General features: G+C 51.7%; 29 protein-coding genes and 1 pseudogene. 18 read left to right on the top strand and 12 right to left on the bottom strand.

Features of this window, described 5'->3' with window-relative positions; genetic code table 11:
• Positions 1-12: 12 nt before the first annotated feature.
• Positions 13-720 (bottom strand): pseudouridine synthase, encoded by a 708-nt coding sequence (locus tag MIH19_RS15465; protein ID WP_249005713.1) that lies wholly within the window; start codon positions 718-720, stop codon positions 13-15.
• A gap of 68 nt (positions 721-788) precedes the next feature.
• Here MIH19_RS15465 and MIH19_RS15460 point away from each other — a divergent pair, with 68 nt between their 5' ends.
• On the top strand, positions 789-1,028 hold the full coding sequence (locus MIH19_RS15460; protein ID WP_249005712.1) for a TIGR02647 family protein: 240 nt from the start codon (positions 789-791) through the stop codon (positions 1,026-1,028).
• 114 nt (positions 1,029-1,142) lie between these two features.
• Complete coding sequence (rarD, locus tag MIH19_RS15455) at positions 1,143-2,024, top strand: EamA family transporter RarD (RefSeq protein ID WP_249005711.1); 882 nt, start codon at positions 1,143-1,145, stop codon at positions 2,022-2,024.
• Positions 2,025-2,264: 240 nt separating this feature from the next.
• Here the strand turns inward: rarD and MIH19_RS15450 are convergent, their stop codons facing one another.
• The 5 genes and pseudogenes from MIH19_RS15450 to MIH19_RS15430 all read right to left on the bottom strand — a co-directional run.
• The gene (locus MIH19_RS15450) at positions 2,265-2,441 is read right to left on the bottom strand and encodes a DUF1328 domain-containing protein (RefSeq protein ID WP_249009026.1); all 177 of its coding nucleotides are present in this window, start codon (positions 2,439-2,441) and stop codon (positions 2,265-2,267) included.
• 407 nt (positions 2,442-2,848) lie between these two features.
• Complete coding sequence (locus MIH19_RS15445; protein WP_249005710.1) at positions 2,849-4,591, bottom strand: EAL domain-containing protein; 1,743 nt, start codon at positions 4,589-4,591, stop codon at positions 2,849-2,851.
• 11 nt (positions 4,592-4,602) lie between these two features.
• Entirely contained in the window at positions 4,603-6,081 is a 1,479-nt protein-coding gene (locus MIH19_RS15440; protein ID WP_249005709.1) for an ATPase domain-containing protein, read from the bottom strand.
• Complete coding sequence (locus tag MIH19_RS15435) at positions 6,078-6,485, bottom strand: hypothetical protein (protein ID WP_249005708.1); 408 nt, start codon at positions 6,483-6,485, stop codon at positions 6,078-6,080. Before MIH19_RS15435 ends, MIH19_RS15440 begins: the two co-directional genes overlap by 4 nt.
• A gap of 390 nt (positions 6,486-6,875) precedes the next feature.
• Positions 6,876-8,205: pseudogene (locus tag MIH19_RS15430) on the bottom strand (catalase); the annotation flags it as partial.
• A gap of 485 nt (positions 8,206-8,690) precedes the next feature.
• On the opposite strand from MIH19_RS15430, the gene MIH19_RS15425 reads away from it, so the two are divergent.
• On the top strand, positions 8,691-9,797 hold the full coding sequence (locus tag MIH19_RS15425) for a sigma-54 dependent transcriptional regulator (protein ID WP_249005707.1): 1,107 nt from the start codon (positions 8,691-8,693) through the stop codon (positions 9,795-9,797).
• A 94-nt stretch (positions 9,798-9,891) separates the two neighbouring features.
• On the opposite strand, the gene MIH19_RS15420 is transcribed toward MIH19_RS15425, so the two are convergent.
• Entirely contained in the window at positions 9,892-10,293 is a 402-nt protein-coding gene (locus MIH19_RS15420) for a PRC-barrel domain-containing protein (protein WP_249005706.1), read from the bottom strand.
• Between the two features lie 519 nt (positions 10,294-10,812).
• Between MIH19_RS15420 and MIH19_RS15415 the strand changes: the two genes are divergently transcribed.
• On the top strand, positions 10,813-11,856 hold the full coding sequence (locus tag MIH19_RS15415) for a hypothetical protein (RefSeq protein WP_249005705.1): 1,044 nt from the start codon (positions 10,813-10,815) through the stop codon (positions 11,854-11,856).
• The gene (locus MIH19_RS15410; RefSeq protein WP_249009025.1) at positions 11,831-12,262 is read left to right on the top strand and encodes a hypothetical protein; all 432 of its coding nucleotides are present in this window, start codon (positions 11,831-11,833) and stop codon (positions 12,260-12,262) included. The genes MIH19_RS15415 and MIH19_RS15410 overlap by 26 nt, the downstream gene beginning before the upstream one ends.
• A 70-nt stretch (positions 12,263-12,332) precedes the next feature.
• Here MIH19_RS15410 and MIH19_RS15405 read toward each other — a convergent pair whose 3' ends face one another.
• Complete coding sequence (locus tag MIH19_RS15405; protein WP_249005704.1) at positions 12,333-12,719, bottom strand: hypothetical protein; 387 nt, start codon at positions 12,717-12,719, stop codon at positions 12,333-12,335.
• An 849-nt stretch (positions 12,720-13,568) separates the two neighbouring features.
• Here MIH19_RS15405 and MIH19_RS15400 point away from each other — a divergent pair.
• Together MIH19_RS15400 and MIH19_RS15395 are read left to right on the top strand one after the other, a co-directional pair.
• Complete coding sequence (locus MIH19_RS15400) at positions 13,569-13,859, top strand: hypothetical protein (protein WP_249005703.1); 291 nt, start codon at positions 13,569-13,571, stop codon at positions 13,857-13,859.
• A complete protein-coding gene (locus tag MIH19_RS15395; RefSeq protein ID WP_249005702.1) occupies positions 13,856-14,329 on the top strand; it encodes a phage holin family protein in 474 nt (157 codons plus the stop codon). The genes MIH19_RS15400 and MIH19_RS15395 overlap by 4 nt, the downstream gene beginning before the upstream one ends.
• A 736-nt stretch (positions 14,330-15,065) precedes the next feature.
• Here MIH19_RS15395 and MIH19_RS15390 read toward each other — a convergent pair.
• Positions 15,066-15,260, bottom strand: coding sequence for a hypothetical protein (locus tag MIH19_RS15390; RefSeq protein WP_249005701.1), 195 nt, complete (start codon positions 15,258-15,260; stop codon positions 15,066-15,068).
• Between the two features lie 136 nt (positions 15,261-15,396).
• On the opposite strand from MIH19_RS15390, the gene MIH19_RS15385 reads away from it, so the two are divergent.
• Complete coding sequence (locus tag MIH19_RS15385) at positions 15,397-16,296, top strand: LysR family transcriptional regulator (protein ID WP_249005700.1); 900 nt, start codon at positions 15,397-15,399, stop codon at positions 16,294-16,296.
• 128 nt (positions 16,297-16,424) lie between these two features.
• Complete coding sequence (locus MIH19_RS15380; protein WP_249005699.1) at positions 16,425-17,282, top strand: DUF2059 domain-containing protein; 858 nt, start codon at positions 16,425-16,427, stop codon at positions 17,280-17,282.
• Positions 17,283-17,351: 69 nt separating this feature from the next.
• On the opposite strand, the gene MIH19_RS15375 is transcribed toward MIH19_RS15380, so the two are convergent.
• Positions 17,352-17,630 carry a peptidylprolyl isomerase gene (locus tag MIH19_RS15375; RefSeq protein ID WP_249005698.1) on the bottom strand — a complete coding sequence of 93 codons (279 nt, stop codon included), beginning with the start codon at positions 17,628-17,630 and terminating at the stop codon, positions 17,352-17,354.
• A gap of 206 nt (positions 17,631-17,836) precedes the next feature.
• Between MIH19_RS15375 and MIH19_RS15370 the strand changes: the two genes are divergently transcribed.
• The 4 genes from MIH19_RS15370 (at position 17,837) to MIH19_RS15355 (ending at position 21,251) form a co-directional block, all read left to right on the top strand.
• A complete protein-coding gene (locus tag MIH19_RS15370) occupies positions 17,837-19,423 on the top strand; it encodes an ABC-F family ATPase (protein ID WP_249009024.1) in 1,587 nt (528 codons plus the stop codon).
• Between the two features lie 42 nt (positions 19,424-19,465).
• Positions 19,466-20,017, top strand: coding sequence for a DUF1415 domain-containing protein (locus MIH19_RS15365; protein ID WP_249005697.1), 552 nt, complete (start codon positions 19,466-19,468; stop codon positions 20,015-20,017).
• An 11-nt stretch (positions 20,018-20,028) separates the two neighbouring features.
• Positions 20,029-20,931 carry an NAD-dependent protein deacetylase gene (locus MIH19_RS15360; RefSeq protein ID WP_249005696.1) on the top strand — a complete coding sequence of 301 codons (903 nt, stop codon included), beginning with the start codon at positions 20,029-20,031 and terminating at the stop codon, positions 20,929-20,931.
• A 104-nt stretch (positions 20,932-21,035) separates the two neighbouring features.
• Complete coding sequence (locus MIH19_RS15355; protein WP_249005695.1) at positions 21,036-21,251, top strand: dodecin; 216 nt, start codon at positions 21,036-21,038, stop codon at positions 21,249-21,251.
• Positions 21,252-21,302: 51 nt separating this feature from the next.
• On the opposite strand, the gene MIH19_RS15350 is transcribed toward MIH19_RS15355, so the two are convergent.
• The gene (locus MIH19_RS15350) at positions 21,303-22,523 is read right to left on the bottom strand and encodes a GNAT family N-acetyltransferase (protein ID WP_249005694.1); all 1,221 of its coding nucleotides are present in this window, start codon (positions 22,521-22,523) and stop codon (positions 21,303-21,305) included.
• Positions 22,524-22,604: 81 nt separating this feature from the next.
• On the bottom strand, positions 22,605-22,940 hold the full coding sequence (locus tag MIH19_RS15345; RefSeq protein ID WP_249005693.1) for a hypothetical protein: 336 nt from the start codon (positions 22,938-22,940) through the stop codon (positions 22,605-22,607).
• A 207-nt stretch (positions 22,941-23,147) separates the two neighbouring features.
• Here MIH19_RS15345 and MIH19_RS15340 point away from each other — a divergent pair, with 207 nt between their 5' ends.
• From MIH19_RS15340 to MIH19_RS15320, 5 genes are read left to right on the top strand one after another with little or no spacing between them, the layout of a single operon-like run.
• Entirely contained in the window at positions 23,148-23,834 is a 687-nt protein-coding gene (locus MIH19_RS15340; protein ID WP_249005692.1) for a response regulator transcription factor, read from the top strand.
• Positions 23,831-25,216: a HAMP domain-containing sensor histidine kinase gene (locus MIH19_RS15335; protein ID WP_249005691.1), complete on the top strand. Its 1,386-nt coding sequence runs from the start codon at positions 23,831-23,833 to the stop codon at positions 25,214-25,216. Before MIH19_RS15340 ends, MIH19_RS15335 begins: the two co-directional genes overlap by 4 nt.
• 53 nt (positions 25,217-25,269) lie before the next feature.
• On the top strand, positions 25,270-25,875 hold the full coding sequence (locus tag MIH19_RS15330) for a YigZ family protein (RefSeq protein WP_249005690.1): 606 nt from the start codon (positions 25,270-25,272) through the stop codon (positions 25,873-25,875).
• A 60-nt stretch (positions 25,876-25,935) separates the two neighbouring features.
• Positions 25,936-26,463, top strand: a complete 528-nt coding sequence (locus MIH19_RS15325) for a DUF4136 domain-containing protein (RefSeq protein WP_349292909.1) — start codon at positions 25,936-25,938, stop codon at positions 26,461-26,463.
• Positions 26,464-26,820, top strand: coding sequence for a translation initiation factor Sui1 (locus MIH19_RS15320; RefSeq protein ID WP_249005688.1), 357 nt, complete (start codon positions 26,464-26,466; stop codon positions 26,818-26,820).
• Positions 26,821-26,864: the final 44 nt, after the last annotated feature.

Genomic DNA, 26,864 nt, shown 5'->3' with positions numbered 1-26,864 from the left:
AAGGGTTATTCCTCAAGTGTAATACCGATTCAGCCCTTCAATCTCTGAACCCGTCAGCATTCTGAAGTTGCCCTCGGCCAAATCGCTGTTTAATTGCAAGTGGCCAATCTGTTCCCGGTGTAGCGCAATGACCCGATTGCCTACGGCGTGGAACATGCGCTTCACCTGATGATAGCGGCCTTCATAAATAGTCAATCTTGCCAGTGTTGCTGCCAGCAATTCAAGCGTTGCGGGAGCTGTGGTGAGCTGCTCGTATTCGAACCAGATACCCTCAGCAAAGCGCTGCGGCGTGTCGGGCCCAATCGGGTAGGCGGTTGTTACCCGATAAACCTTGTCAATGCCCATGCCGGGCAGCGTTAATTGCCGTGACCAGGTGCCGTTGTTGGTCAGTATCATCAGGCCGGTAGTGGCGCGATCCAGCCGGCCGGCAATGTGCAGGCCTTGGCTCAAAGCGGGAGGCAGCAATTGCAGAACCGTAGGGTGCGTATCATCTTCGGTAGCGCTAAGATAACCAGCGGGCTTGTGCAGCATAATATAGCGGGCAACATGGCCCTGCTGTAAGATTTTTCCGTTGACGCTGACCACCGAAAATTCGTCCACATCGGCGTTTGCGTTACGGCAACTCAGGTCGTTAACGTACACTCGGCCGGTAGCAATCAGCCAATTCGCTTTTTTGCGGCTTATATCGGGTTGGTTGCTGACAATACGGGAAAGTTTCATGGCGCTCATGGTATAGACTGTAACAACGGGCCCGAAGCCGGGCATCTGACATCATACGAGGAAATTACATGTCATTCTCTGCAAATCACCTGGCCGAGCTGAATCTTTTAACCCAGTTCCATTCGTCGTCTGCCCAGGAAGGTATCAAAGTACATCGCAATGAGGCCGCCCCGGAGCTGGTTTCGGCGGCAGAGCGCTTGTTCAGTAAAGGCCTGATTACCCGCGACGACGGCGGCTACCTGACCACATTGGGTAGCGAAGCGATCGAGCAGGCGCAAATGTTGCTCGCGATACTGACCAGTAAATAATCCGTTAAACTCTGATTGTACTGATTTCACTGATTATAGATCCTGCACTTCGGGCTGCGCCATGGGCGCAGGCCCCGGGGTTTTTTTATTGCCTGTTGCACAGCGGAGAGCCCAGTGCCCGAACAGACCAAAGGCGTATGGTATGGCGTATGCGCCTACACTATCTGGGGCTCATTCTCGCTATTTTTTGCGCTGTTTCAGGGCGTGCCGGCCCTTGAGATTCTGGTGCATCGAATTATCTGGTCCTGTGTTTTTCTAGCCATCCTGATTTCCGGGTTAAGGCGCTGGCAGCCGGTAAAAGACGCTTTTGCCCACCCGCGACAACTTTGGCGGGTGTTGGGCTGCGCGCTGCTTATAGCGCTGAACTGGGGCGTGTACATATACGCCGTTGAAACTCACCACGTGTTGCAGGCTAGCTTGGGCTATTTTCTGACGCCGCTGGTGAATGTCGCCTTGGGCATGGTGGTGTTGCGCGAACAACTGGGGCGTTGGCAGATGGCAGCGGTCGCTATCGCAGGCGTCGGCATCGCGCTCCAACTGCTGATGCTGGGTGAACTACCCTGGATTAGCCTGGTTTTGGCCTTCAGTTTTGGCGTGTACGGGCTTCTGCGCAAACAGGTCCAGTTAGACGGTTTGTCCGGTTTATTTGTGGAAACCCTTTTGCTACTGCCCTTGGGTTTAATGACCTTTGGCTGGCTGACGACGTCGGGCGCTTCGAACTTTACCCGAGGGTTGCCCACAGGCAGCTTGTTGATGGCCAGCGGTGTGTTAACGGCTATTCCCCTGCTGTTGTTCGCCGGCGCCGCGCGACGCCTGAGATTAGCGACTGTTGGCTTTCTGATGTACATAAACCCGACGTTACAGTTTGTGATCGCCCTGTTGGTTTTTAATGAGCCCCTGAGCCCTATTCAGTTAACAAGCTTTATGGTGATCTGGTTGGCGCTGATTGTGTACAGTATTTCCTCGTGGCAGGGAAGGGTGCGAAGGGCAGTATGAGCCTTCGCTTGATTCGCCGATGGTAACTCCCTAAGGAGCATCCGATGACGTACTGGTTGATTGTCCGGGGCGCAACGTTACACGTGAACGTGGCTTTCACGCTTGTGCGCGCTGCGACGGGGGGTACGCGTCCATCGGGACGCGCATTGTAAGCACCGGGGAGTTAACCCCTCCGCAATGATCATGAAAAAAATCCGCGAAGTTTTGCGCTTCGCGGGCTTTTTCATGCTGTAGAGAAAGTTATATCTTCGGGCCTTTGCCCCTCAAGGCGTTAGCAATCAGGGAGACCACCAGCAGCACAATAAATATAAAAAATAATATTTGTGCAAAACCTGCGGCTGTTCCGGCTATACCGCCAAAACCGAGTACACCCGCCACAATCGCGATCACAAGACATACCAGAGCCCAATAAAGCATCGCACTTCTCCTGTTCTTGAGTTCGCATAAAATATGGCACAGCCCCCTGACTTGCTCAAATTGCAAAAGCGTAAGATAGCGATCATGATCAGCTAACATCATGTTTAAGAAAATATTTTTATACTTATGAATTGATGATTAAAAATTTATAATTATTATTTAAAGCATTATCAATTATGTGCATTTTTAACTATCTAACAATCAGTCTTCGCTTGTTCGCCGTTACGCGCTTGTGTTTTCAGCATTATTTAAATGGAGCGGCATGAATAAATCTTCCGAGCTATGCTTCCGGTGACCCTAAAATGTGAATGAAAAAATGGAAGATTCAAAAACGGTAATAAAAAACGAACCTCGTAAAAGCCTGATCATTCTATTTGTCATGGGTATTGTCAGCATCGTGCCTGGCGTCAAAAAGCGGTTGCCATCAATACGGTGAAATCCTCGGCAGCTACAGGTCGGCTGTAATAAAAACCTTGTCCCTCGGTGCAGTGTTTAGATTGTAGAAAGGCAAGTTGTTGTTTCGTTTCAATTCCTTCAGCCACAACACGATGCTTCAAACTCTCGCCCATCGCAATGACCGCACTGATGACGATATTGTCTGTATCGTTTGAGGTGTTGTCCAAATTGTGTACGAATGACTGATCAATTTTAAGTGTGTCGAGAGGAAACCGCGCCAGGTAGCTTAGGCTGGAATAACCGGTGCCAAAATCATCAATAGCAATCCGCACGCCGAGTTTCTTGAGCGCAGAAAAGATAGCCATGACGTGCTCTGTGTCCTTCATAAGGCCGCTCTCTGTGATTTCCAGTTCCAGATGATGCGGGTCCAGACCCGTTTCATGGAGTACGGAAATAACCCCGGCAAGAAAATCCTCGCTATGGAACTCCCTGGACGACACGTTGACCGCTATGTGATCAATATCGAATCCGGCCTGCAACCATACCTGTGTCTGCCGACAGGCTTCGTGGAGAACCCACCTGCCGATCGGGAGAATCAGACCGCAATCTTCCGCAACGCTAATAAAGTGCACCGGATAGACAAGCTGGCCATTTGATTCCCGAATGCGGATAAGCGCCTCGACGCCGGTAATTGATCCGGTTTCAAGATTTACCTTGGGCTGGTAATGCAGTACAAACGTGTTCTGCTCAAGTGCGCGGTGCAGTTTCTGCTCCATGGACTGCCGCGCGAGCGAGTGGAAATCCATTTCATTTATAAATATCTGATAAGTATTGCGGCCTTTTTCTTTGGCTTGATACATAGCTGTGTCGGCTTTTCTTGCTAAGGTTTCGAGATCTTTACCATCGTCAGGGTAGATGCTAATACCAATGCTGAAGGTAACGTTGAGCTGATGACCATTAACGAGGTGTGGCAGACCCATTGCTCTAATTATTTTCTCTGCCATGACAACAGCATCTTGCAACTCTTCAACTTCGTTCAGCAGCACCACAAATTCGTCGCCTCCTTGACGGCAGACAGTATCAGAGAGACGAACGGAGGCTTGCAGACGTTTTGCAATCGACTTCAATAACTCATCACCAACCGCATGCCCGAGCGAATCGTTGATGTGTTTAAAGCGGTCCAGATCCAAAAACATCAGGGCGACCTTTTTGTTATGACGCTGCGCGAGCGCAATCGATTGCGCTACCCGATCGTCCAACAGCAAACGGTTCGGTAACCCGGTCAAGTAATCGTGACTGGCCAGCTCGTTAGCCAGTTCGGCGGACTCTTTCATCGTCTGGGCGTGAATTGCAGAGATGACCAGACGCTCGTTCGCTTCCTTCAGCAACGTCTGAGTGATCGCGCTGAGTTTGGCCTTGGACGTTGCAGCTTCTTCACGCTGATCTGCGATATATTCGCGCTGGTCTGCAATATAATCTCGCTGATCTGCGATGTCTTCGCGTTGATCTGCGTTACGTTGGCGCAACTCTGAGGCTCTTTTGCGCAGGGCAGCGCTGGCCTGGCGCAACTCGGCGGCATCTTCACGCGCCTCGACATTTGCCGCATCAGCAAGGACGGTCGGTTCGTCAGCAACGACCACGGCTCTGTGATCTGCGCGCGTTTTGAGAACCGAGCTGGAATACACGGCGTTTTCTGCTGGATCCAACGATGGTCCAATTCCGGTTTTCCGATCTTTGCATCCCTTCTTGTTCATTTCGTCCAACCTCACTCAACGCTTTTGATCGTTTTTGTACGCGTTGGCTGCCCGCCGAGGATTCCCTCAAAGCCGGACACCGGGTCACCAATCTCGATACCTTTATCCGTAATATCGAATCGTCTGATTTCGGCGCTGTGGGAACTGCCACGCACTTTGACGACCGCCATAACGCGCTGTAGATTGCTCTCAACCTCGATGTAGCGTTGTACGATGATCGCATCGGTGAGAAATGCGGCTCCGTAGGGGCTGAAGCGCAGATCGGTATATCGGTCTTCGAGTTCTGATGTCATCAGCACCGTCACACCTAGGCCGGAGAGTACCCCAATCATGCGAAACAGCGACTCGCGGAAATCTTCGCGGAACGTGGGGGCCACTGCTAACTCGAACCCGGACAGCGAGTCGACTACCACCCTGGTTGCTTTCGTCTCCTTAATAAGGTTTGTCACGCGCTGTAAGATCTCGTCGACCGACAGGTCCAGGGCGCGGACATTAATCAGGCCGATCTGTCGGCGGTTAATCATTTCGGCGAGGGTACGGATCCAGGACTGGCTAGGCGTTTGTTCAAACGCGACAATCACCCCGTGCTCACCCAAGCGCGCGCCTTCTGCCAGAAAAGCAGTGGCAAGAATGGTTTTGCCCGACCCAGACGGCCCGGCAATTAGCAGCGAATGGCCCGACGGCAAGCCGCCGCCCAACATGTCATCGAGGCGCGGCACACCCATCGTAACCCGTTTTTTGCTGCGCAATGCCTTGGAAAATTCCCCCGCATTCTCAGGGTTATTGTGAGCAACCGTCGCCGGAAAAACATTGATCCCATCGCTGGAAATGCGGAATGCATGCTTTCCTGGCAAAGTCGCCTGACCGCGCATTTTTACAACTTGCATCTTGCGCACCATCGAATTCCGCTCGACAGACTGTTCCAGTGACAGCAGCCCGTCAGCCACCGTCAAGATCTGTTGAGAGCCGCTGTCAGACAAAAAATCTCCGATCAGAAAGGTGGTGGCTTGCCAGCCGGCCAGTTGAAGTCCAAGCTGTTGCAGAAAGCGTTGCAAGTCGATTGCATCTTCGGGTTGGTGTTCGGCTTCACGTAAAACCGAGCGGAACGAATCGACAAAGACCAACGCGGGAGAAAATGCCTCGATCTCCTGCGTAATGCGCGCCAAAACCTGATTAAAGTCGCCCGTTGCAGCATCGGCGCTCAAGTTAATGAAGTGAATTGATTCATTAACCTTATTGGAATCGAAAAAGCTGAATTGCTGCTGATAACGCAGCATCTTTAATGGCGGCTCGCCGAACGCTGTAAAAAATAGTGCAGGCCTTTCAGGAGTGGCCAAGGCAAACATAATCTGATGGCACAGCGTTGTTTTGCCAGCGCCGGGATCCCCGCTAATAAGGTTAAAAGAATACTCAGGTATGCCACCGCCCAGGATTTCATCAAGTCCCTGAACACAGGTTTTGAGCCGATGTATGGTCACTTTTTTACTCATGAAGCTGTGTCCTGTTCAGGTGTAGTGACCTGCTTAGAAAAGGGTGTCAGAGATGCGCTGAGCGAACCCAGTAAAGTATCGACTAAGGAATCACCTATCAAGGTTTCCAGTAGTTCGGTAAAGCCTGATAACAGGGCTGAACTTGCTTCTACAGCTTCATTCGTATTGCGGCCCGCCAGGCGCTCATTAAGACTCACAAGCAGGTCGCCGGTGTCTCCGTGATTTTTTTCAATTGCAAGCCACGGAAATGTTCTACTCGTGAGGTGAATCGAGCGCTTGAACAGCACGTTCACACCCACTTCGCCAATGACTGGGGACAGTATGGCGTTTACCTGGCGTAATGTTTGTGTGGTGGCTTTAGCCACTGGACCCGCATCGAGGGCACCTTCGGATTGCTGCTCCATAGCTGTGTACACGGCCTCCGGACCCGATTCTTCGTTGACATAAAACGGCTTATGGTTACCCTAATCGCCTATGCAGCTTACGACGACGCTATTCATTATCGTAGCAGTTTTAAGGCTGGGCCCAACTTTATCTTCAGTCGGGAAATTGGCGCGGTGGGGTTAAACGCAAAATTTCAGGTTTTCGCGATTACCCCAGGCGCGCCCGGCCGCTTATTCCCTGTCCCAATAACGTAGGGCCGCACAGCTTTCGATGAACCTGATGCAGGTCTCTTCAGCATTGGTTGAATCTAACGATATACAGCCGCCATCCTGTCTGGCGCCAAAGCCGGCGCTACTCATTAGCTGTTGACCATTTTTGTCTCTTACGCCGTCGATAGTCGGCGCAATGACAGCCCGTGACTCGTCGACGTTCAGCAAGTGCACAACCACTCGCAGGCGAATGTCTTCGCGTTCAACCTTGCTGAGCTCGAACACGAAGGCCGCGGCAATGTGTTTTTGTTCAACTTCGGTCTGGCTGATGTAAAACTGACAAGCTTGACTGTAATGATCTGCAAAGCTTGGGGAGCGTTCACGAACTTTTGCGCCTTCAATGTCTTCGGCATAGCTGCGAAAACCCGTGGTCGGGTTCTCACGTGGTCCTGGGTTATCTTCCCAGCTGTTGGGCTCATAATTAACACGGCCCTTGGGATTGGTCATCGCCATGTGACCGTCTTGCTGAAAGTGGTGCATGGGGCACTTGGGCGCATTAATGGGAATGTGGGTAAAGTTAGGCCCGCCCAGGCGTTTGGTCTTTGTATCCAGATAGGAAAAGTTGCGGCCCTGAAGCAGCGGGTCGTTTGAGTGATCGATACCGAGAACGATATTCTGAGTGCAAAATGCGACCTGTTCTGTCTCGGCAAAAAAGTTATCGACAGTCCGGTTCAGTACCATTTTGCCTAATGGCGTAATCGGCACCTGTTCTTCAGGGATAAGCTTGGTGGCATCGAGAATGTCGAACTCGAACGCCTCTGCAAAAGCGTCGTCGAATATTTGCACGCCCAGCTCCCATTCGGGGTAGTCACCACGCTGGATCGCGTCCCACATATCGCGGCGGTGGAAATCAGGATCTGCTCCGTTTATTTTCAGAGCTTCGTTCCACACTACCGATTGCATGCCATGCTTGGGCTTCCAATGAAATTTCACAAATTTGGAGTCGCCTTCTGCGTTTACGAAGCGAAAGCTGTGCACGCCAAAACCTGCCATGAAGCGGGGTGATCTCGGTATGGCGCGGTCCGACATGGTCCACATCAGCATGTGGGTGCTTTCTGGCATCAAGCTGACAAAATCCCAGAAATTATCATGAGCTGATTGGGCTTGAGGAAAACCGCGGTCTGGCGCCTCTTTTACCGCGTGCACAAGATCGGGAAATTTCATGGCGTCCTGAATGAAAAACACAGGCATGTTGTTGCCCACCAGGTCCCAGTTGCCCTGTTGAGTGTAAAATTTTACGGCGAAGCCGCGTACATCTCGGGGAAGATCTGCAGAGCCTTTGTTACCCGCCACTGTGGAAAAACGTGTAAACACCGGTGTCTGTGTGTTCACCGGGACGTTGGAACACACCAGCGGCAGTCAGTTCCGATTGATCGCTGTAGTTTTCGAAATAGCCATGAAAACCAACTCCGCGAGCATGAACAACCCACTCCGGAATGCGCTCATGATCAAAGTGAAAGATCTTTTCCCGCATCACATGATCTTTTAATAACCTGGCCCGCGTGAGCCTACCGCCATAATCGGACGCAAGCTTTACTCCGTAGGTTTTCCCCGGCTTTTCTAACCGTGAGTAGGGTGCAACCAAAAGTAAAAATATGTACAGAATAAGTAGTGAATTAAGCTAAATAAATTTAATAAAAATTAGCCATTTCACACGGCGTTAGACTTTGCCTTCGTCTTTCACCGTTGTGAATTAGATGCTTAGCAAAAATATCATCGATTAATAAAAAAAACAGGTAGCTGAAACTCACTGATTGCGAGGAAGTCAAACTATTGACATTTATTCGGCCCGGTTTAATATTTCTTGAAATTATTTTTATAACTTTTAAAACAACAGCTTGTAAATAAAATTTTAAATAAAACTAAGTTTCGATGATTATGAATTATAAAATATCGTTGCGTTAAAGCTATCGCTGATTTAACAGTCCAAATGGCGTGTGCAATGGAGAGCGAATAATGATCCCTTTTAATTCTAAAAAATTATCCCAACATGATGTAAGCAGTGACGAAATTACATCAAGAATAAAAATTGAAGACTTGTATAAACAGTCTGGCTTGTCTGTTTTTGAGAATCACAAATTATTAGAAAAACTAGTCGGTCGTTCGGCGCCCATGCAGGCTATTCGGGATCAGGTTGCGCGCGTATCGCCGACGCTGGCGACTGTGCTGATAACAGGCGAAAGCGGTACGGGAAAGGAGGTAACGGCCATTACCATTCATCAACAAAGTACCCGGAATAAAGAACCATTTGTTGCAGTTAATTGCGGTGCTATGTCACCCCAGTTGATTGAAAGCGAACTCTTCGGCCATGAAAAAGGTAGCTTCACTGGTGCCTTTAGAAGCCATCGGGGGGTGTTCGAGCAGGCCCATGGTGGTACTTTGTTTTTGGATGAAATCACCGAGATGCCCATCGATCTACAAGTCAAATTACTTCGTGTTTTAGAGACCCGTCGTTTTACCCGAGTAGGGAGTGAGTTCGAACAGAAAACCGACGTGCGCATTATCGCGGCCACTAACCGTTGTCCGCAGAAAGAAGTCGACGCAGGTACGTTACGAGAAGACCTTCTTTACCGGCTTCAAATATTTCCTATTGAATTACCTCCGCTGCGCGAGCGGCATAGCGATGTTCGAGAGTTGGCATGTCTATTTTTAAGTGAACTGAATACTGCTGAGGGATCAGTGAAGACGTTTTCTGACGATGTTTTTTCTAAACTGGAATGTCACGCCTGGCCTGGCAATATCAGAGAATTGCGAAATGTTGTACAACGAGCCTACATCATGGCGGAAACCGTGATTTCACAGAAAGACTTGCCCCCAGGTCTGGGCGAACCGCTAAGCTCGGTGCGCCAAAAGGGTCGCACATTGGCCGTTCAAATTGGCACGTCAGTAGCCGAAGTCGAGAAGAATTTGATCTTCGCCACGCTGAACCAGTGCGGTGGATCCAGGTCAGAAGCTGCCTATCTTCTAGGCGTCAGTTTAAAAACGCTTTATAACCGATTGCGTAAATACGAAATCCAAAGTGCGTCTCTAATTATTGACGGTCAAAAAAATCATAATTTTTAATAAGGAATACCTTGGCCCGTAAGGGCCCGCCTTCCGTGATTTGGAACGTCGATCAGGGAAGGCGGTTGTTTAACGTATCAATCTGTCAGCGTTTTTACTCATCTACGCTTTCCATGTCCATAGGGTCGTAATCAGGCAGTGCCATGAGTTGTTTGTTCGTCATTTCTATCATGAGTTTATCGCCATCACTGTTCATGGATAGTTTACTTAACGGCACAGCTACTTCTTTAGTGTCGCCATCCAGGCCGATCACCGCCATGCGTTGCCCGTTCTTGCCTTTTACAATTTCATCTACATCACCGATCTTCTCACCATCGCTGTTGTAGATGTCGACGCCTTCCAATTCGTCAGGGTTCATAGAGTTGAGTGTATTCATTGAACTGTTTTGATCAGTCGCCGTCTTATCAGTGGATTTCATAGTGCCGTCTTCCGCTGCATATACGAAAGAGGCACTTGCCAATGTTAAGCCTGCAATGAGCGTTACGTAACGTTTCATAACTTATCCCCGATATGGTGGTTGAGGCCAATCAACGTTTTGCGTTGGCTGATAACTTAAACGCAAATTATAGGCCAATTTTTTAATACTCTTAAAAAGGTAATATAATCAAAATTTTCCGTGTTATTTGTGGCACCCAATGGTGAGTTCGGTAATCGACAACATATCTGTATCGCGCTGGTACGTATCGAATCAGTCATTTTTACAGAACAGTCGGTAAAATTTACCGAATACCGGATGACCAGTTTAAGCGACCCTATTACACGGGGGACCGTTAAATAGGGTTGTATATAGCAAGGCCACCACCACTTACGAACAACGGTTAAAAATTCGTGTTTGCAAATATCACGCCGTCATTTTGTTGTTATCTTGAATAAAGTTTAATCAACTACCGGGAATTATGCCCGCTATTCTTCACATGTAGTACGCAGATGATGAAGCAATCGCGTAACACCCATAGCCGCTGGACTCGATGCAATACGGACTAGCGCTTAAGTTTGCCACACTGGAGAGAATCGTATGGCTACTACTGAAAACTATCGGACCTCATCAACCGTAGCTGGAGCAAGAACGGTCCAGCGAGTTTCTTGGGGCGCAATTATTGCAGGCGCAGTTATTGCGATTGCCCTTATGACTTTGTTTACGCTTTTTGGCGTCGGAATTGGCGCAGCGATAATTGACCCGCAATATGATCAGAATCCAGGCGACGGCATGTCAATTACCGCAATGATTTACCTGATTATAACGCAGTTGGTTGCTTTGGGTGCCGGCGGTTTTGTTGCGGCCAGAATGGCGGGTATACCGCGTACGATATCGTCGCTGTTACACGGTGCGTCAGTATGGGCCGTCACTACGGTTTTTATGGCCTGGGCTTCGGTTGTGGGCGTCGGAGCCATGTTTGGGGCGGCGGGGTCACTGTTGAGTGGAACGGCCAGTTCTGTGGCGTCGGTGGGTGAGGCGATGATACCGGATAATATTTCATTGCCTGACCCATCCAGACTGGCAAATCAGCTATCAATAGACGATTTACCCGATGAGCTCCAAACAATGTTGCGCGACAACGGCATTACTGAGGAAGATCTACGTTCTGAGGCAAAAGCGGCGTTCCGCGATGTATTTAGCGAGCGTGAACAAGAGGCGGCTATGGCTAAAGCAAAAGCGACTATTCGAGATATGGTGACCTCACCGCAAGACATAAGTGAGGATCTCGATGCTTTTGCGAACGACATGCTGGAAGGCCCAGATGCCATCATTTCGGAACAAGACAGGCAGCAAGCGCTTACCGCGATGGAACAGCGTCTTGGGATAACGCCGGAAGAAGCTGAACAGATAGTTGTATCGATTGAGAACAGCATTGACGAAACGATGGCGGATTTGCGCGAAACGATCAATACCGCGCAGGCCAAAGCCATTGAGGCTGCGCAGAACCTGAGCGAAGCGATCTCGTCAATTGCTTTGTTACTAACGCTTGCATCGCTGTTGGGCCTTATTGCTGCCTGCGGGGGCGCGTTCGGCGGCCGGCCGGACAGCTTGATTGGTGACCGCCTGGATAATCGTTTGTAAGCCACTAAAAAGACTTCCTTTTTACAACCCGACTGGTTCTTTGGAGAAAATGATGAGCAATAAGAGTCGTATATCTTTGATTGTTCCGGCTACACCCGCCGCAATTTCCGATGTGTGGAAGCTAAGCCAGATGGCGACGGAATTTTGGTCTTCTGCCTTTTCGACGATCAACTCTCGAGTGTTGCTGTGGGAGACGAAATCGCCTCTTGACCCAACCATGATGCAAGAAAATCAACGAATGGTGAATGAAAAGCGTGCTGCTAGCTGGGAGGTTGGCTTGGAAGTTCAGAAGGCCTGGTTGAACATGTTGTCTGGAGGACAAACGCCCTGGTGGACAACGGGCCAGCGTACCTTGAAACCTCTTCATCAACGCACAACGGCGAATGCAAAACGCCTGTCGAAATAAATCTTCCGGTAAGGGCCTTGGTGATTACCTTGGCCTTTATCTCAGCCCAACAGATAGTATCGGGACGTACCTAGTTGAATTTCTGAAGAAATTCGGGGTGCTCTTCAAGATAGTCACCAAGCTCTTCTAAATCGCGCTCTGCGTGGCATTGGCGAATATAAAGAGTGAGTTCTGCAATACGGCGAGCATTGTCTCTCTCAAAGGCGTAGGGCCGTGGGCCAAGCGTGCGACCAAAACGATCAAGGATTTCCGTGCAGCCACGCTCAATTTGGTGCCGCACCATTAGCGCAACCGGGAATAATTGTCCTGACCTATTAGTAGGGTCGGCGTCGATTTGCTCTGCGCCCCACCGAAGCATTAACTGCATGCTGCATACCAAGGCCGTCATGGCTCCCAGGTGGGCTTTTGCGTGGCCACCCTTAAGAGTTCTTTGACGCAATGAACTTACCAGAGCCATTGCCCCGCCAGTCCAGCATGCTGCGTATTCCAGACCAAGGTTGCCACTGATTCCAGACGAAGCCTGCTACCCATTCCACGGGAAAGCTGCCACTGATTCAACATCAAATTCTGTCCCCGGCCCATTGAACGAATAGTTTTTGTGACGAGTGCGGATCAACGTCGTACCGTCCGAACATGTATCGATACGATATACAAAGCAATGCTACATACTATTATAAGCCTCAGACGTTATAAAGCCGGAGCAGCCTCTTCAGAACTATAGATTAGATGTAGTGATGCGGCCCTTACAAAAATTTAAGGGTAGTTCTGTTAACAGGTATCTCTACTATTCGAACTTTATGCCTATACTAAAAATGCCAGTGAAGATGTTGGTTTTAATATTACCGAATTAACCACTAGGTAAAGGAGAGAAATATGGAAAATACAAATTCTGGCGGTGCTCATTTGTGCGCGCATGAGGGCTGTGATTGCAATGTTGCCAATGAAAAAGAACCTGTAAAAACTGCGGAAGGGATATTTTGCAGTAAAGGATGCTCGGAAGGGAAAGGTTGCAACCACTCTGGGTGTAACTGCGATTCTCATTAGTTGCTGATAGCCGTTGTTAACCCACAGTAATTTAAAACTGGTTAAAGGGTCGTTAAAGGTTGCGACCTTTTATACACGCTACCGGCAGGCTCTCTGCGACCGATGTGTGAGGAATCTCCGTAAAGCCTGAGATCCAAAACTCAAATCTTATAGATGTGCGGAAGGCCAGGTCAACTAAGATTAACTGAGTGATTCGTTGATCCATCGCCTTGGGATCACAAGTCGGACTTAAACAAGGCTTGCGCGAAGGCGTGTTAATGCCATGAGTGATTATACGTCGAAATCGCCGTTGTCTTCTTCGACGAGTACTAAGGCAATGAAAGAAACGTTGAAAAAAGATGCCAGACAGCTCAGAGAGCAATCATTGAGTTTTGCAGCGGATCCACAGAAGAAAAGTGCGTCCGACCTCGCTCATGATGCACAACAGCTGGCGAAGGAAAATCCGACAGGATTTTTACTAGGTTCTATTGCCCTGAGGTTTGGTCTTTCTCGATTCGCTAAGGCGTCGACAACAGCCTCATCTTCGGTTCCACTTACGAGGACCCCGTTATGAATGAATTCCCTAAAAATTCATCTGCTCATGTTGGACATGAACCTCTTTTCACCAGAGACCCCCTCGGCGCAGCGCCGAGCGTCAGCGCTCCGGCGGGGGAGACTGTTTCGACGCTCATCAAACAGTTGGCGAGTGATGTATCGGTATTGCTCAGCTCTGAGGTCGCTTTAGCGAAGGCAGAGTTGAGAGAGGCGGCGACAGAGGCGCAAGCAGGCATTGCCGGAATGGCGGGTGGCGCGGCTTTGGCGAACGCTGGCTTGATAACGTTGGTGCTTGGTCTGGTGTTGTTGCTCGCCACTCAGATCACCGTTTGGCTGTCCGCATTTATTGTGGGTGGTGTCGTATTGGTCGTGGGCGTAATGATGCTTAAAGCCGGGCAAGCGAAGATTAAACCGAAGCCGTTCACGCCGAATCGTACGGTGAACGCGATGAAAATTGACGCAGAAACGGCCACAAGGAAAGTGTCATGAACAATACGCAGCAAAGATGCTGACCAGTTAGAACGCCAGGTTAATGATGCGCGCGCTAACCTCTCGCAAACTGTGGATGCGCTTGGTGAGTAACTTTCGCCCGGCCAATTGCTTGACCAAATGTCCAGTTTAACAAAGGGGCAGGGAGGGGAACTCGCAAGTAACCTTGGCCGGGCCTGGGGCTTCCCAACAGTTGCCTGGTTGGAACCTAGCGTTACATCGCAGTATGCCGACATCTGAATCGGTTGGTGCAAAAGGCTAAGAAAACTGAGGGGGCAATAAAACAATAGAGTGTGGCGCAACTGACGCCCGAGTTGCGTTCGTAGGGCGTCAGGTGACATTGTGTGTCAGTGGCGGTCGGGACAGCGTTGTTATTTACCCGAAGTACCGGAGAGGATGGCCACGCTGCGATAGGTGATGCGATTGGCCCGACGAACTCGGGCCTTTAACTCATCAAACCAAAATAACTGGACAGAAAAAACGCGATTGAGCCAATCATTATGAAAGACCAAACGGCCGTGGTGTAAGGCGCTCTGCGTGAAAGTCTCATGGCGAATTCTCCTTTTTTTATAATTGAGCGCAGCAATTTACTTCAATATTCACTATAGCTTATGGCGAGCGAATGGCAATAGTGAGCGTTTTTTAACCGGTGGGTTACTGATTAATACGGTTCATCCACAAAAAAACGCCGGGAGCTTAGTGCTTGCCGGCGTTTTTTTGTGGGCTCTGAGTTGGCTCAGTGGCCGCCCTGCACCTGGGCTATGTCGGTAGCAACAGCCACCGCTCTTCTATTCCAAGTGCGGAATTTGCGTACGATCACCTGAACCATGTAACGGCTGGCCTCACGGGTATATTGGCTCCGAACAGCTCCACTGTTATGCAGGATAGACGACGGTAGCTGGTGAACGTTTGCGATAGGCTTCATGGCCATAACGCCTTCCTCCTTTAAGAATGTGTTTAACAGTGAATTTCGGGTGTTTACCGAATATATAGTTAACTATATAGATTCATATTCGCAGTATAAATACGTTATAATCCCTATCCACGTTGCAAATATGCAGTGATCTATGGATTGGGATTATCTACGATATGTACGCGCTTTGGCAATAGGTGGCACCCTCGCCAAAGCCGGAGAAATACTGGGTGTGCACCAAACCACGGTGTTGCGTCGGCTTGACCATATGGAGGAAGCCCTGGCAGTTCGGTTGTTCGAGCGCAGCCGCGAAGGTTTGAAGTTGACGGCCGCCGGAGAAATGGCTTTTTACGAGGCTGATAAACTAGCGGCGGAAATAGAAAACCTGGAGCGTAAATTACGCCAGGAAACAACCGCGCTTGAGGGCAAGATACGCATCGCCACCCCGGACACGCTGATGGCTGAGCTGTTAGCGCCGATTCTGACGAGCCTGCTTATAAAGTACCCAGACATCGAACTGGAAGTTCTGACCGACAACGACGTCAGCAATTTAAGCCATCGCGAAGCCGATTTGACCCTGCGCCCGGAAAACAAACCTCAGGCGACATGGGAAGGTGAGCGCATTGCAGCGATGGAATATGCGGTGTATGCCACCCCCGGATACTGTCGTCGCCACCGTGGTTTTGATATTGATGAGCGGCCGGAACAACTGCGCTGGATTATTCCGGATGAAACCTTCAGTTTACTGGCGACTGGACGTTGGTATCGTCGCCATCTGAAAAACGTGACCTCGGTGATTCGTTGTAATAGCTTGCAGGCAATGGTGGCGCTGGCCCGCAGCGGTGCAGGCGTGGCTGTATTGCCCTGCTATCTGGGCGAAGACGCTCGTGAATTGCGGCGCCTGTCGGAGCCACTGGAAGGCGAAAGTGTGGATTTATGGCTGCATGTAAATCAAGACACTCTACAAATGGCTCGGGTGCGGCTGGTGATGGCTTTTCTGGTATCCCGCTTGCGGGCCCTTGAGGCTAGCCTGGAGTTCAGCACCACTTATTAATGCTCGTTGCGGTGTGCCGCACGGCGTTCAACCCTACCAAACTGTCATCCGCTCGCGCAGGGATTTACTTGCCGCGTGGGCGTTGGCCGTGTCATAAACAGCCCTCATTATCTTTGGATGGCGGCATTATGATGGGCGGTAACAAAATCTGTGTTTTTTTGATGTCGGCGGCACTGCTGGGTAGCCCTATGCTTACTGCTGCAACGTCACCTACTGCAAAACAGCAGCAGACGGTGGACGCCAGGCAGGTGCTCAGAGCCTCGCCAATGGACGAAATTATTGCCCAGTACCCGGCGATGATGAGCCAAGGCATACGCGATGGCCTGAAGCAGACAGGCCAGGTTCCACCGATGATCGCTGACGCCGTTGGTTATGCGGTTAGCAACAGTTTTAATCCGCAGAAGATAGAACAGCAGGTGGCTGTCCGGCTGCAGGCGGAGTTGAGCAATGAACAGTTGCAAGCCGTGGCGGACTGGTACAACACACCCGTCGCACAGAAAATCTCAAGAATGGAAGTCGCCGCATCGGCACCGGCGGTGTGGCCGCAAATCAGCGCGCAGGCCGACCAACTGGCCCAAAGGTTTGGCAATACCGACCGCGCCAAGAGTTTCGTGCGTTTTGACCGCGCTTCGCGCGCAACCCAAAGCGCTGTTGATACCACCATTGCGGTGCAGCTTGGGTTAGCGTCTACCATGGCAGCATTCAGCAGCGATTCGGTGAACTTCGAAACTCTTCAAAAGCGTATAGAAAGCCAGCGTCCGGTTTTGAAAGGGGTAGTGGAGCAGCAGGTGTTTAACAGTTACCTGTATGCCTACCAGGATATCAGTGGTGCGGAAATGGAGCAGTATCTCAGGTTTCTGGAAAGCGATGCCGGTGCGGCTTTTACCCGCGTGGTGTCCAGTGGTGTGAAACAAGCGGTTATTGAGCCAGTAGAGAGTATTGGCGAGCAGTTGGGCCAGTTTTTGGCACCTCAGGCCACTAAATAGTCGTTATACAAGAGAGTCATTTTGTACTAATCGCCCGGCGATCCATGAGCGATTCGCCGGGCGAACAAATCAGCTGCGGCCGGTCACTTCTAGCAGGTGATAGCCAAACTGGGTTTTAACCGGGCCTTGTACGGTGTTTAGGTCAGCGCTAAAAACCACGGTGTCGAATTCCGGAACCATCTGGCCGGGGCCGAAGGAACCCAGGTCGCCGCCGTTGCGGCCAGATGGGCAAGACGAGTGCTTCTTGGCGACTTCGGCAAAATCCTGCCCGCCTTCGATGTCTTTTTTCAGTTCTTCACACTTTGCTTCGGTGTCTACCAGAATGTGACGCGCTGTTGCTTGTGCCATGTTTCGTTTCCTCAAGTGATTTTATGTGTCTAAAGACGACTGGCGAATGCTGCCCGCCATGGCGGCCTCTGGCAAGAACTTTTTGTCAGTGTTAATGCTGGCTGACCATTTTGTGCGCAATCCTGTACAATACCGCGTCTATTTTCAGCCGCTCCGGATTCCCTGGTGAATTGCCGGTACCGGCCTTACGTCTACAGGTTGCTGCCTTGATCGCTACTGCCAATATTACGATGCAATTCGGGGCTAAGCCCCTGTTCGAAAACGTCTCAGCCAAATTCGGTAACGGCAATCGCTATGGCCTGATCGGTGCCAACGGTTGTGGAAAGTCGACCTTGATGAAAATCATGGGTGGCGATCTGGAGCCGTCCTCCGGTCACATTATGCTCGATTCTAATATTCGCCTGGGTAAATTACGCCAAGACCAGTTCGCTTTCGAGAACTCCACGGTGATTGACACCGTGATCATGGGCCACGAAGAATTGTGGGCTGTGAAGAAAGAGCGCGACCGTATTTATTCGCTGCCAGAGATGACCGAAGACGACGGCATGGCGGTGGCGGATCTGGAAGTGCAATTTGCTGAAATGGACGGTTATACCTCGGACTCCCGTGCCGGTGAGTTATTGCTGGGCCTGGACATCCCTCTGGACCAGCACGAAGGCCTGATGAGTGCACTGGCGCCCGGCTGGAAGCTGCGGGTTTTGCTGGCTCAGGCGCTGTTTTCAAATCCGGACGTGCTGCTGTTGGACGAGCCCACGAACCACCTGGACATTAACACCATCCGCTGGCTGGAAAACATTCTGGTGGCGCGCAACAGCACCATGATTATTATTTCTCACGACCGCCACTTTCTGAACAGCGTGTGCACCCACATGGCGGACCTGGATTACGGTGAGCTGCGCCTGTTCCCGGGTAACTACGACGAGTACATGACCGCGGCCACCCAGGCCCGCGAGCGCATGTTGTCAGAAAATGCCAAGAAAAAGACCCAAATTGCCGAACTTCAGCAATTTGTCAGTCGTTTTTCGGCCAACGCCTCTAAAGCCAAACAGGCCACTTCGCGGGCGCGCCAGATCGACAAGATTCAATTGGATGATGTAAAACCGTCCAGCCGCGTCAGTCCGTTTATTCGTTTTGAACCGGGTAAAAAGATTCACCGCCAGGCATTAACGCTTAAGGAATTGACCAAGGGCTTTACCGATACCCCGCTGTTCAAAAAACTCAGCCTGCAAATTGAAGCCGGCGAACGGGTTGCGATCATCGGCCCCAACGGCGTCGGTAAAACGACGCTGTTGCAATGTCTGACAGGGGATTACCAGCCAGACAGCGGCGAGGTAAAGTGGACTGACAGCGCTCAGGTTGGTTACTTCGCCCAGGACCATACGTCAGATTTCGCTCAGGACATGAACGTGAACGAATGGATGGCACGCTGGACCACCGGCGGCGAGCAGGTTATTCGCGGCACACTGGGCCGCATGCTGTTTTCCAGCGATGACATCGAAAAATCTGTTCACGTGTTGTCAGGAGGCGAGCAGGGCCGGATGCTGTTTGGCAAACTGATTTTGCAACAGCCCAACGTGATGCTGCTGGACGAGCCCACCAATCACATGGACATGGAGTCGATTGAAGCGCTAAACCTGGCTCTTGAAAACTACGAAGGCACGCTTATTTTTGTGAGCCACGACCGCGAGTTTGTATCGTCCCTGGCGACCCGTATTATTGAGCTCGACGCTAGCGGAGTCATCGATTTCAGCGGCAACTACGACGAATACCTGCGCAGCCGCGGCTACGTATAAGTAATAGCAAGTAACGCACTTGGTTATGCAAGAGGATAGGGTGTGAACCAGTCAGACATTATAAGCGCTACGCGTAACTGGGTGGACATGGTAGTCGTTGGGTTGAACTTCTGTCCGTTCGCCAAGCGCGAGCTGGTCAAAGGCAGTGTGCGTTTTACGGTATGCGAAGCGACGAACGAAGAGGAACTGCTGCAGTGCCTGCAGCAGGAACTCCAACGTCTGGATGACGAGCCAGATCTGGAAACCTCACTGCTGATTCACCCTTACGCGCTGGGCGACTTCATGCTGTACAACGAGTTTTTGGAAGAAGCCACCGGTCTGTTGGCGGTTCTGGAAAGGGACGGTGTTTACCAGATTGCCAGTTTTCATCCGCACTATCAGTTCGCTGGCACCGGGCCGGATGATGCCGAGAACTACACCAATCGATCGCCCTACCCAATGCTACATCTGCTACGCGAAGCCAGCCTGGAAGTGGCTATTGATCACTATCCGAACGTAGATGACATACCAGACCGTAATATTGAACTCACGCAAAAACTGGGTGCCCAGAAAATGCGCGCCTTACTGGCGAGCTGCCTGGAAAATCCTTCCTGACCGGAGTGTGCATGTCTGAAATCCGTCACCGTTCCCGCCCCTTTAGCTCTGATCAGCGGCTGCCAGATACTGACATTACGCCCAATGCGCACCAGCCCGAGCAGGCCGGTGCCATGCTTGCTGATTATATTCATAGCCATCCCAGATTGTTGATTCTCACTGGCGCCGGTGTCAGCACCGATTCGGGTATTCCAGACTACCGCGACGGCGATGGCGCCTGGAAGCGTAAGCAACCGGTACAACATCAGGCCTTTATGGACAGCGTTCAAACCCGCCAGCGCTACTGGGGCCGAAGCCTGATAGGCTGGCCGCTGATGCGCAACGCCGCACCGAATGCGTCTCACCATCATATTTCCCAGCTTGAAATGCTCAATCACAGTGCGCTGGTCGTCACCCAGAATGTTGACAGATTGCATCAAAAAGCAGGTACTCAAGCGGTAACTGATTTGCACGGCCGCGCCGACGAGGTGCTGTGCATGAGCTGTGATTATCGATGCATGAGGGACGAGGTACACCAGCGCTGTGCGATTCTTAATCCGCAATTCAGTGGGTACACGGCGGACGTGGCGCCGGATGGTGATGCGGATTTAGACATTGATTTTGCAGACTTCCAGTTGGCAGACTGCCCGGCTTGCGGCGGTATTTTAAAACCAGACGTGGTGTTCTTTGGCGATTTCGTGCCTAAACATCGGGTGTATGCGGCGCTGGATGCGCTTAAAGCCAGCGACGGCCTGTTGGTGATTGGCTCATCGCTGATGGTTTACTCGGGATTCCGTTTTTGCCGTTACGCTCATGAATGGGGTAAACCCATTGCCACGTTGAATCTTGGCCGAACCCGCGCCGAATCTATGGCAGTGCTGAGGCTAAACGCCAGCATTGCGGGCACTCTTCAGGTGTGCATTAACCAGCTTTAGCCGCAGACAGAGTAAAAAATCCATCCGCTTGAAATTGCATTGTATAAAATCCTGTTCTAGGCTGAAAGTATGTGTCGATTCATCAAGATAGGAGGAACTCAATATTGAACAGCTCGCATACTTACAAGAAGGTTGAAATTGTAGGGTCATCTCCCAACAGCATTGAGGAAGCCATTCAGAACGCTCTGGACGAGTGCGGTAAAAGCCTGCGTAACATGGAGTGGTTCGAAGTGGTTGAAACCCGCGGCCACATTGTGGACGGCAAGGTGAGCCACTACCAAGTCAGTTTGAAAATTGGCTTTCGTATTGGTAAAGACTGATTTTGCACGCTAGTTCATGTTGAATGGCATAACCCAAAAGCGGCTGCGCAATCAGCCGCTTTTGTCGTTTTCAGTCTGGCGAAATGGCAGTAATGTTTTACTCTCTTCAAAATAGCTGCGAACTCCCTCGCGCTCTTCAGCGACAAAATTGGCAATGGCATCGCGAAAACCCGGGTGTTCTATGCCGTGCCATGAGTGGGTAAGTAGCGGCTCAAAACCCCGTACCAGTTTGTGCTCGCCCTGAGCACCGGCGTCAAAATGCTGCAGGCCAAGGTCTATGGCCAGTTCTATTCCCTGGTAATAGCAGGTTTCAAAGTGCAAATGATTGTACTCGTCGAGGCAACCCCAGTAGCGCCCGTAGAGGGTGTCAGAGCCACTTAGAAAAAGCGCGCTGGCGATCATTTCACCTTGTTTGAGCGCGATCACAATGTGCACATGCTCTGGCATCTGGCGAAACAAGCGCTCAAAAAAGTCACGGTTCAGATAAGGCCGCTGGCCGCGTTTAAGATAAGTCGCTTGGTAGAACACGTAGAAGCCATCGAGTACCCGTTCAGATATGTCTGATCCACTGACACGCTGAAACTCAATGCCCTGATCGCTAACCTGTTTGCGCTCTTTGCGGATGGACTTGCGCTTGCGCGATGTTAATTGCGCCAGAAAGTCGTCAAAGGCTTCGTACCCGGCATTGTGCCAGTGAAATTGGCAGCCCAGCCGGTGCAATTGCGGGCTGTCTGGTGTTTGCTGCTGGCCAAGCAGCGCTTGATCCGCGCTGTCGGGAAATAGCAGGTGCCAGGAGTGGGCACCGAGTGCAGTAGTGGCTGTATCAAACAGCTTGTGCAGAGATGCGCTGTCCAGAATTTTGCGCAGCTGCGGTGTTAGCAGCAGCCGCGGCCCCTGTGACGGGGTAAAGGGAATGGCCATCAGCAACTTGGGATAATAAGGCTGGCCGTAACGCTGGTAGGCTTCGGCCCAGGCAAAATCGAACACGTATTCGCCGCGGGAATTATTTTTTAAGAATGCTGGAATAATGCCGGTAACATGACCCTGCTGGCGGATCACCAGATGGCTGGGCTGCCAACCGGTAGCAGCATTGGTACAACCGCTGTGCTCCAGTGCCTGAATAAAATCGTAGCGCGCAAAGGGGTAATCGTTACCGGCCAAGTTTTGCCAGTCTACGACATCAATATCGTCGATAGACTGGCAAATGTGGATCTTGCTTTGTGCAGGGCCGTTAAAGGTAAGGCTTAATGGTTGGCTATCGCGGTGGGTCATGTAAGTTCGATTTCCTGTAAGACGGTACACTCACTGCACATACCTTACGCCAGAACCCCCCAGGCGATCACCCGTTGCGATTTATTTAGCCATCTTGTCGCAACGCTTTTGCTGTTTTTCCATTTTCTTCTGCATCTGTTGCTGGCGCTCTTCTTGTATATCGTTCCAAATTCCGCGCTGTTCATCGGTTAGCTTCAGGCGGTCGGCCATTTCGTTGCGGCGCTCCACCATTTTTTGCTGATGTTGCGCATGTCGGGCCTGCATGTCAGTGCTGTCCATTTGTTCGCACTGCTCCTGCATCCGTTGATGCTTGTCCTGGCCTTTTTCGTAGCCCTGGGCCATGGCAAGCGAAGCGGTGGACAGCAATGCGCAGGTCATCAGGGCAGCTGCGATGCGAACAGATTGGCGTGTTTTCATGGTGATTTCTCCGGTAACTCGTTTGTGATGAAGCCATAAACGATTCGTGGTTTCGTTTAGGTGGGCCCATCTTAACCACTGCAGTGTCAAGCGCTGTCAGCGTTGGGTAAAGGTTCTGTAAAGGCTTTGCGGCCAGCCAAATGGGGCGAGTTCAAGCATGTTAGACTGGCGCTAGGCCAGGGCGGTTTCAGATGGGGTGAAGAGGGCATGCAAAACCGGGTACTACTGATAGAAGACGACGAAGAGCTACGGATGCTACTGGCCCGTTACCTTACTACCCAGGGCTTTACTGTGCGCGAAGCAGCCAATGGTAAAGACGGACTGGCACTGGCTCTAAGCGAATCCTGTGACATCGTGGTTCTGGATATTATGCTGCCGGATATCAGCGGGCTCGACGTGCTGCGACAGTTGCGTGTCAGTACTCATCTGCCAGTGATTCTGCTGACCGCCCACGGTGATGAAACCGATCGCATTGTCGGTTTTGAGGTGGGCGCCGATGATTACATCCCCAAACCCTGCAATCCCCGTGAGCTGGTAGCGCGCTTGCATGCACTATTGCGCCGTATTGCGTGGGACCAAAAAGCGGAACTGGGCGACAGTCGCAACTACGGTGATTTGCGTCTGGAACCAGACCTCCGGCGGGTGCGTCAGCACGGCACGCCGCTGGACTTAACCGCTACCGAATACGAAGTTCTGCAGGTGCTTTTGGCTCACGCCGGCAGTGTGGTGCGGAAAACCGATCTGATGCAGTGGGCGCTGGGCCGGCGTCTTGAGACCTACGATCGCACTCTGGATATGCACATCAGCAATCTGCGCAAGAAACTCGGCAACGACGAACCGCCTCGCATCGAAACCGTGCGCGGGCTTGGTTATAGCTACCGGGTAGTGCCATGAAACCATTCCACAGCACAAACAATAGTGGCGCCGTTGAAGCTGCCGAGCCGCGGCGACGTTTTACGGTGTCACTGTTTTGGCGCATTTTTTTGATGGTGTGGCTGGCCATGGCGTTAACGCTGGCCGCCGGGCAGTTGGTATCGCGGTTGCTGGTGACACAAGAACAGCAGGCCATGACGCGTCAGCTTGGGCTGTATGAGTTAGGCCAGGAAGCGCTGGAGCTCAGCCAGAGTGGTGGCGGTGATGCGGCCCGCCAATTTTTGCGCCAGCAAGGCCGAACCCTGGGCCTGCACCTGATACTGGCCGCGCCCGAGGCTTCCGGCGAGCCCGGCCCTAGTCGAAACCTGCCGGCCTCCGTTCATAAACGCATGGATTCGCACTGGTTTGCCTTGAAACCCGCAGTGATTGAACTGGCAGGCAATTATAAGTTGATTGCCTGGCCGCGCGGCAAATCCGCCGGCTGGTTGACCCCTGAGTTTTTAAGAGCCATTAACGCCGGCTTTGCGGTGGTGCTGATTTCCCTGGCCTGCTGGCTGATTGCCCGGCGCCTGTCACGGCCGTTAAAAACCATGGAAGCTACTGCTCGCGCTATTGCCGCCGGCGACAAAAGCCTGCGTGTTGACCCCAAGGTTGCCTCGCGCCGTGATGAGATTGGCGCCCTTGCCAGTGCATTTAACGCCATGACGGCACAGCTGTGGGGTCTTCTTGATCGCCAACAGCAATTATTACGGGATATTTCCCACGACTTGCGCACGCCGTTGGCACGGCAGCGGGTAGCCATTGAACTGGCTCTGGACGGCGGCGGCGATGTTGCATTGCTCAACAGCATACTGCGCCAGAACGAGCGCCTGGAAGCCATGACCGAACAGGTGCTGACCCTTTACCGGTTAGCCGCCCAGGGCGAGCAGTTTGCATGCCAGCCAGTGGCTGTTATGGAGCTATTAAACGCTGTGCTGCAAGACGCAGCAGGGTATGCCCGTGGACGGGATGTGAAATGCCGGCTGAATGCCAGCGAGCAGGCAACTCACACGCTGGTTCTGGGTGATGCCGGGCTGTTGCATCGAGCCTTTGACAATATTCTGCAGAATGCTCTGGATTATACGCCACCAGGACAAGCCTTGACCGTTGCGGTCACGGTTGCAGACAACCGGCTATGGATTGAAATTACCGACAGCGGTCCAGGTGCGCCAGACGAAGCCTTGGCGCACCTGTTTGAGCCGTTCTACCGCGGCGACCAATCCCGTGGTGGCCCGGGCTGGGGTCTTGGGCTGGCAATCGCGCAAAAGGTAATTGTGGCCCACGATGGTGAGGTCAGTGCCGCTAACGCGGCCGCAGGTGGCCTGGTGGTTCAGGTAAAACTGCCAGTGTTTGTGGTTAGCTAAGCATGCATCCCGCTAACGGCCAATAGATATTTCGAGCAAACAGGCATAACCGAATGAAAAAAGACTACCCCGTCCCCGCCGGTTATCTGGAGCGGGTCACGGAAATTAAAAAGAGCCGGTTTATAGCCCGCGTGGCCCCGGTAAACAGTCGCGATGAGGTTCATCAATGGCTGGCACAGGCTCAGGCAAGTCATTCTGATGCCCGCCATATCTGCTGGGCGTATCAGATTGGCCGCCCGGGCTCGGCGGCGGAAGCTGGAATGAACGACGACGGCGAGCCGTCCGGCACCGCCGGAAAACCAATACTCAGTGTCATCCAGCATAAAGACATGGGGGATATACTAGTATTGGTTATTCGCTATTTTGGTGGCATAAAACTGGGTGCCGGTGGCTTGGTGCGAGCCTATGCTGGTGCCGCAGAAAGCGTGCTGTCGGCGGTAGAACGGGTTGTACACCAACCCAGCCGGTTAGCCTTTGCGGTGATTGATTTTGGCGATGAGCAGCCCTTGCGGCACTGGTGCGAGTTGCACAGTGCGACCATTATCGGGATTGATTACGGTCAGTTGGTCAATGTATCTGTTGACGTACCAGAGCCTGCGACAGAAGAGTTTGCTGGCTTTTGTAACGCTCGCGGCCTGAATTACCACTTCGATACCTGACCCGCTTGCCGGGCAGCGCGTATAATGTACTGACTCGTCAAAAAAAAGGAGAATGCAATGATGCGCCTTGTAACCTGTGTAGTAGCTGCGCTGGCCATGGCCGGCTGCGCTAGCAACGTGGTGACGGATTATAATTCAACCACGGCTTTTGGTAATTACAACACCTGGGCCTATGCCGACGATGCCGGCGCCGATTCTTTTATGTCACTCGACGGCAGCCGTGTAAAAAGCGCGCTGGAGCGTGAGCTGGCAGGCAAGGCTATGAAACCAGTAAGCGCTGCTGAGGCGGACATGTTGGTGAATTGGCACATCGCAAAGGAAGAACGCCTGGAACAAAGCGGCTTGGGCCTGGGGTTAGGGTTTGGTACCGGTAATTTTGGTTGGGGGCTGTCGGCACCGCCTCCGGTGCGTCAAGTCGACGAAGGTAAACTGGTGATCGAACTAGCCGATGCGCAAAACCGTCAGGTTATTTGGCGTGCGGCCAGCAAGCGCTACCTGAACGAAAACCAGTCACCAGAAACGCGGCGCAAGCTGATCGACGAAGTGGTTCAGGAAATGTTCACCAAATATCCGCCTGGGCTGGACTGAATGAGTAAAAAACACGACGGCGGACTGGTTTATTCCACCGATCAGGGCCGCATGTGCCCCCAGTGTCGTCATCCGCAGGAACAGTGCAGCTGCGGCCGGGAACAACGCCCGCTGGGTGACGGCGTCGTGCGGGTCAGTCGCGAAACCAAAGGCCGCAAAGGCAAGGGCGTTACTCTGATTAGCGGCATACCCTTGGCAGAAAAAGAGCTGAAATCCTACACCAAAGAGCTTAAGGCCAAATGCAGCACCGGTGGCACCCTGAAAGACGGCGTTGTCGAAATTCAGGGCGACCAGCGGGATATTTTGGTGCCGTTGCTGATGCAAAAAGGCTGGGTGGTAAAGCGTTCCGGTGGTTGAGCCTGCTCATCAACAAACAGCCATCAGCAATCAACGATTAACAA

The organism is Marinobacter sp. M1C (genome assembly GCF_023314135.1).
Taxonomy (GTDB): Bacteria; Pseudomonadota; Gammaproteobacteria; order Pseudomonadales; family Oleiphilaceae; genus Marinobacter.
Note: the sequence above shows the minus strand (reverse complement) of the source record. Positions and strands in the feature narration are given on the sequence as shown.

What these genes read in the sequence shown, in the direction of transcription:
- MIH19_RS15465 (WP_249005713.1), bottom strand. Translation starts at nt 720, where the DNA reads ATGAAACTTTCCCGTATTGTCAGCAACCAACCCGATATAAGCCGCAAA.
- MIH19_RS15460 (WP_249005712.1), top strand. Translation starts at nt 789, where the DNA reads ATGTCATTCTCTGCAAATCACCTGGCCGAGCTGAATCTTTTAACCCAG.
- MIH19_RS15450 (WP_249009026.1), bottom strand. Translation starts at nt 2,441, where the DNA reads ATGCTTTATTGGGCTCTGGTATGTCTTGTGATCGCGATTGTGGCGGGT.
- MIH19_RS15445 (WP_249005710.1), bottom strand. Translation starts at nt 4,591, where the DNA reads ATGAACAAGAAGGGATGCAAAGATCGGAAAACCGGAATTGGACCATCG.
- MIH19_RS15440 (WP_249005709.1), bottom strand. Translation starts at nt 6,081, where the DNA reads ATGAGTAAAAAAGTGACCATACATCGGCTCAAAACCTGTGTTCAGGGA.
- MIH19_RS15435 (WP_249005708.1), bottom strand. Translation starts at nt 6,485, where the DNA reads ATGGAGCAGCAATCCGAAGGTGCCCTCGATGCGGGTCCAGTGGCTAAA.
- MIH19_RS15425 (WP_249005707.1), top strand. Translation starts at nt 8,691, where the DNA reads ATGATCCCTTTTAATTCTAAAAAATTATCCCAACATGATGTAAGCAGT.
- MIH19_RS15420 (WP_249005706.1), bottom strand. Translation starts at nt 10,293, where the DNA reads ATGAAACGTTACGTAACGCTCATTGCAGGCTTAACATTGGCAAGTGCC.
- MIH19_RS15415 (WP_249005705.1), top strand. Translation starts at nt 10,813, where the DNA reads ATGGCTACTACTGAAAACTATCGGACCTCATCAACCGTAGCTGGAGCA.
- MIH19_RS15405 (WP_249005704.1), bottom strand. Translation starts at nt 12,719, where the DNA reads ATGGCTCTGGTAAGTTCATTGCGTCAAAGAACTCTTAAGGGTGGCCAC.
- MIH19_RS15400 (WP_249005703.1), top strand. Translation starts at nt 13,569, where the DNA reads ATGAGTGATTATACGTCGAAATCGCCGTTGTCTTCTTCGACGAGTACT.
- MIH19_RS15395 (WP_249005702.1), top strand. Translation starts at nt 13,856, where the DNA reads ATGAATGAATTCCCTAAAAATTCATCTGCTCATGTTGGACATGAACCT.
- MIH19_RS15390 (WP_249005701.1), bottom strand. Translation starts at nt 15,260, where the DNA reads ATGGCCATGAAGCCTATCGCAAACGTTCACCAGCTACCGTCGTCTATC.
- MIH19_RS15385 (WP_249005700.1), top strand. Translation starts at nt 15,397, where the DNA reads ATGGATTGGGATTATCTACGATATGTACGCGCTTTGGCAATAGGTGGC.
- MIH19_RS15380 (WP_249005699.1), top strand. Translation starts at nt 16,425, where the DNA reads ATGATGGGCGGTAACAAAATCTGTGTTTTTTTGATGTCGGCGGCACTG.
- MIH19_RS15375 (WP_249005698.1), bottom strand. Translation starts at nt 17,630, where the DNA reads ATGGCACAAGCAACAGCGCGTCACATTCTGGTAGACACCGAAGCAAAG.
- MIH19_RS15360 (WP_249005696.1), top strand. Translation starts at nt 20,029, where the DNA reads ATGTCTGAAATCCGTCACCGTTCCCGCCCCTTTAGCTCTGATCAGCGG.
- MIH19_RS15350 (WP_249005694.1), bottom strand. Translation starts at nt 22,523, where the DNA reads ATGACCCACCGCGATAGCCAACCATTAAGCCTTACCTTTAACGGCCCT.
- MIH19_RS15345 (WP_249005693.1), bottom strand. Translation starts at nt 22,940, where the DNA reads ATGAAAACACGCCAATCTGTTCGCATCGCAGCTGCCCTGATGACCTGC.
- MIH19_RS15340 (WP_249005692.1), top strand. Translation starts at nt 23,148, where the DNA reads ATGCAAAACCGGGTACTACTGATAGAAGACGACGAAGAGCTACGGATG.
- MIH19_RS15335 (WP_249005691.1), top strand. Translation starts at nt 23,831, where the DNA reads ATGAAACCATTCCACAGCACAAACAATAGTGGCGCCGTTGAAGCTGCC.
- MIH19_RS15330 (WP_249005690.1), top strand. Translation starts at nt 25,270, where the DNA reads ATGAAAAAAGACTACCCCGTCCCCGCCGGTTATCTGGAGCGGGTCACG.
- MIH19_RS15325 (WP_349292909.1), top strand. Translation starts at nt 25,936, where the DNA reads ATGCGCCTTGTAACCTGTGTAGTAGCTGCGCTGGCCATGGCCGGCTGC.
- MIH19_RS15320 (WP_249005688.1), top strand. Translation starts at nt 26,464, where the DNA reads ATGAGTAAAAAACACGACGGCGGACTGGTTTATTCCACCGATCAGGGC.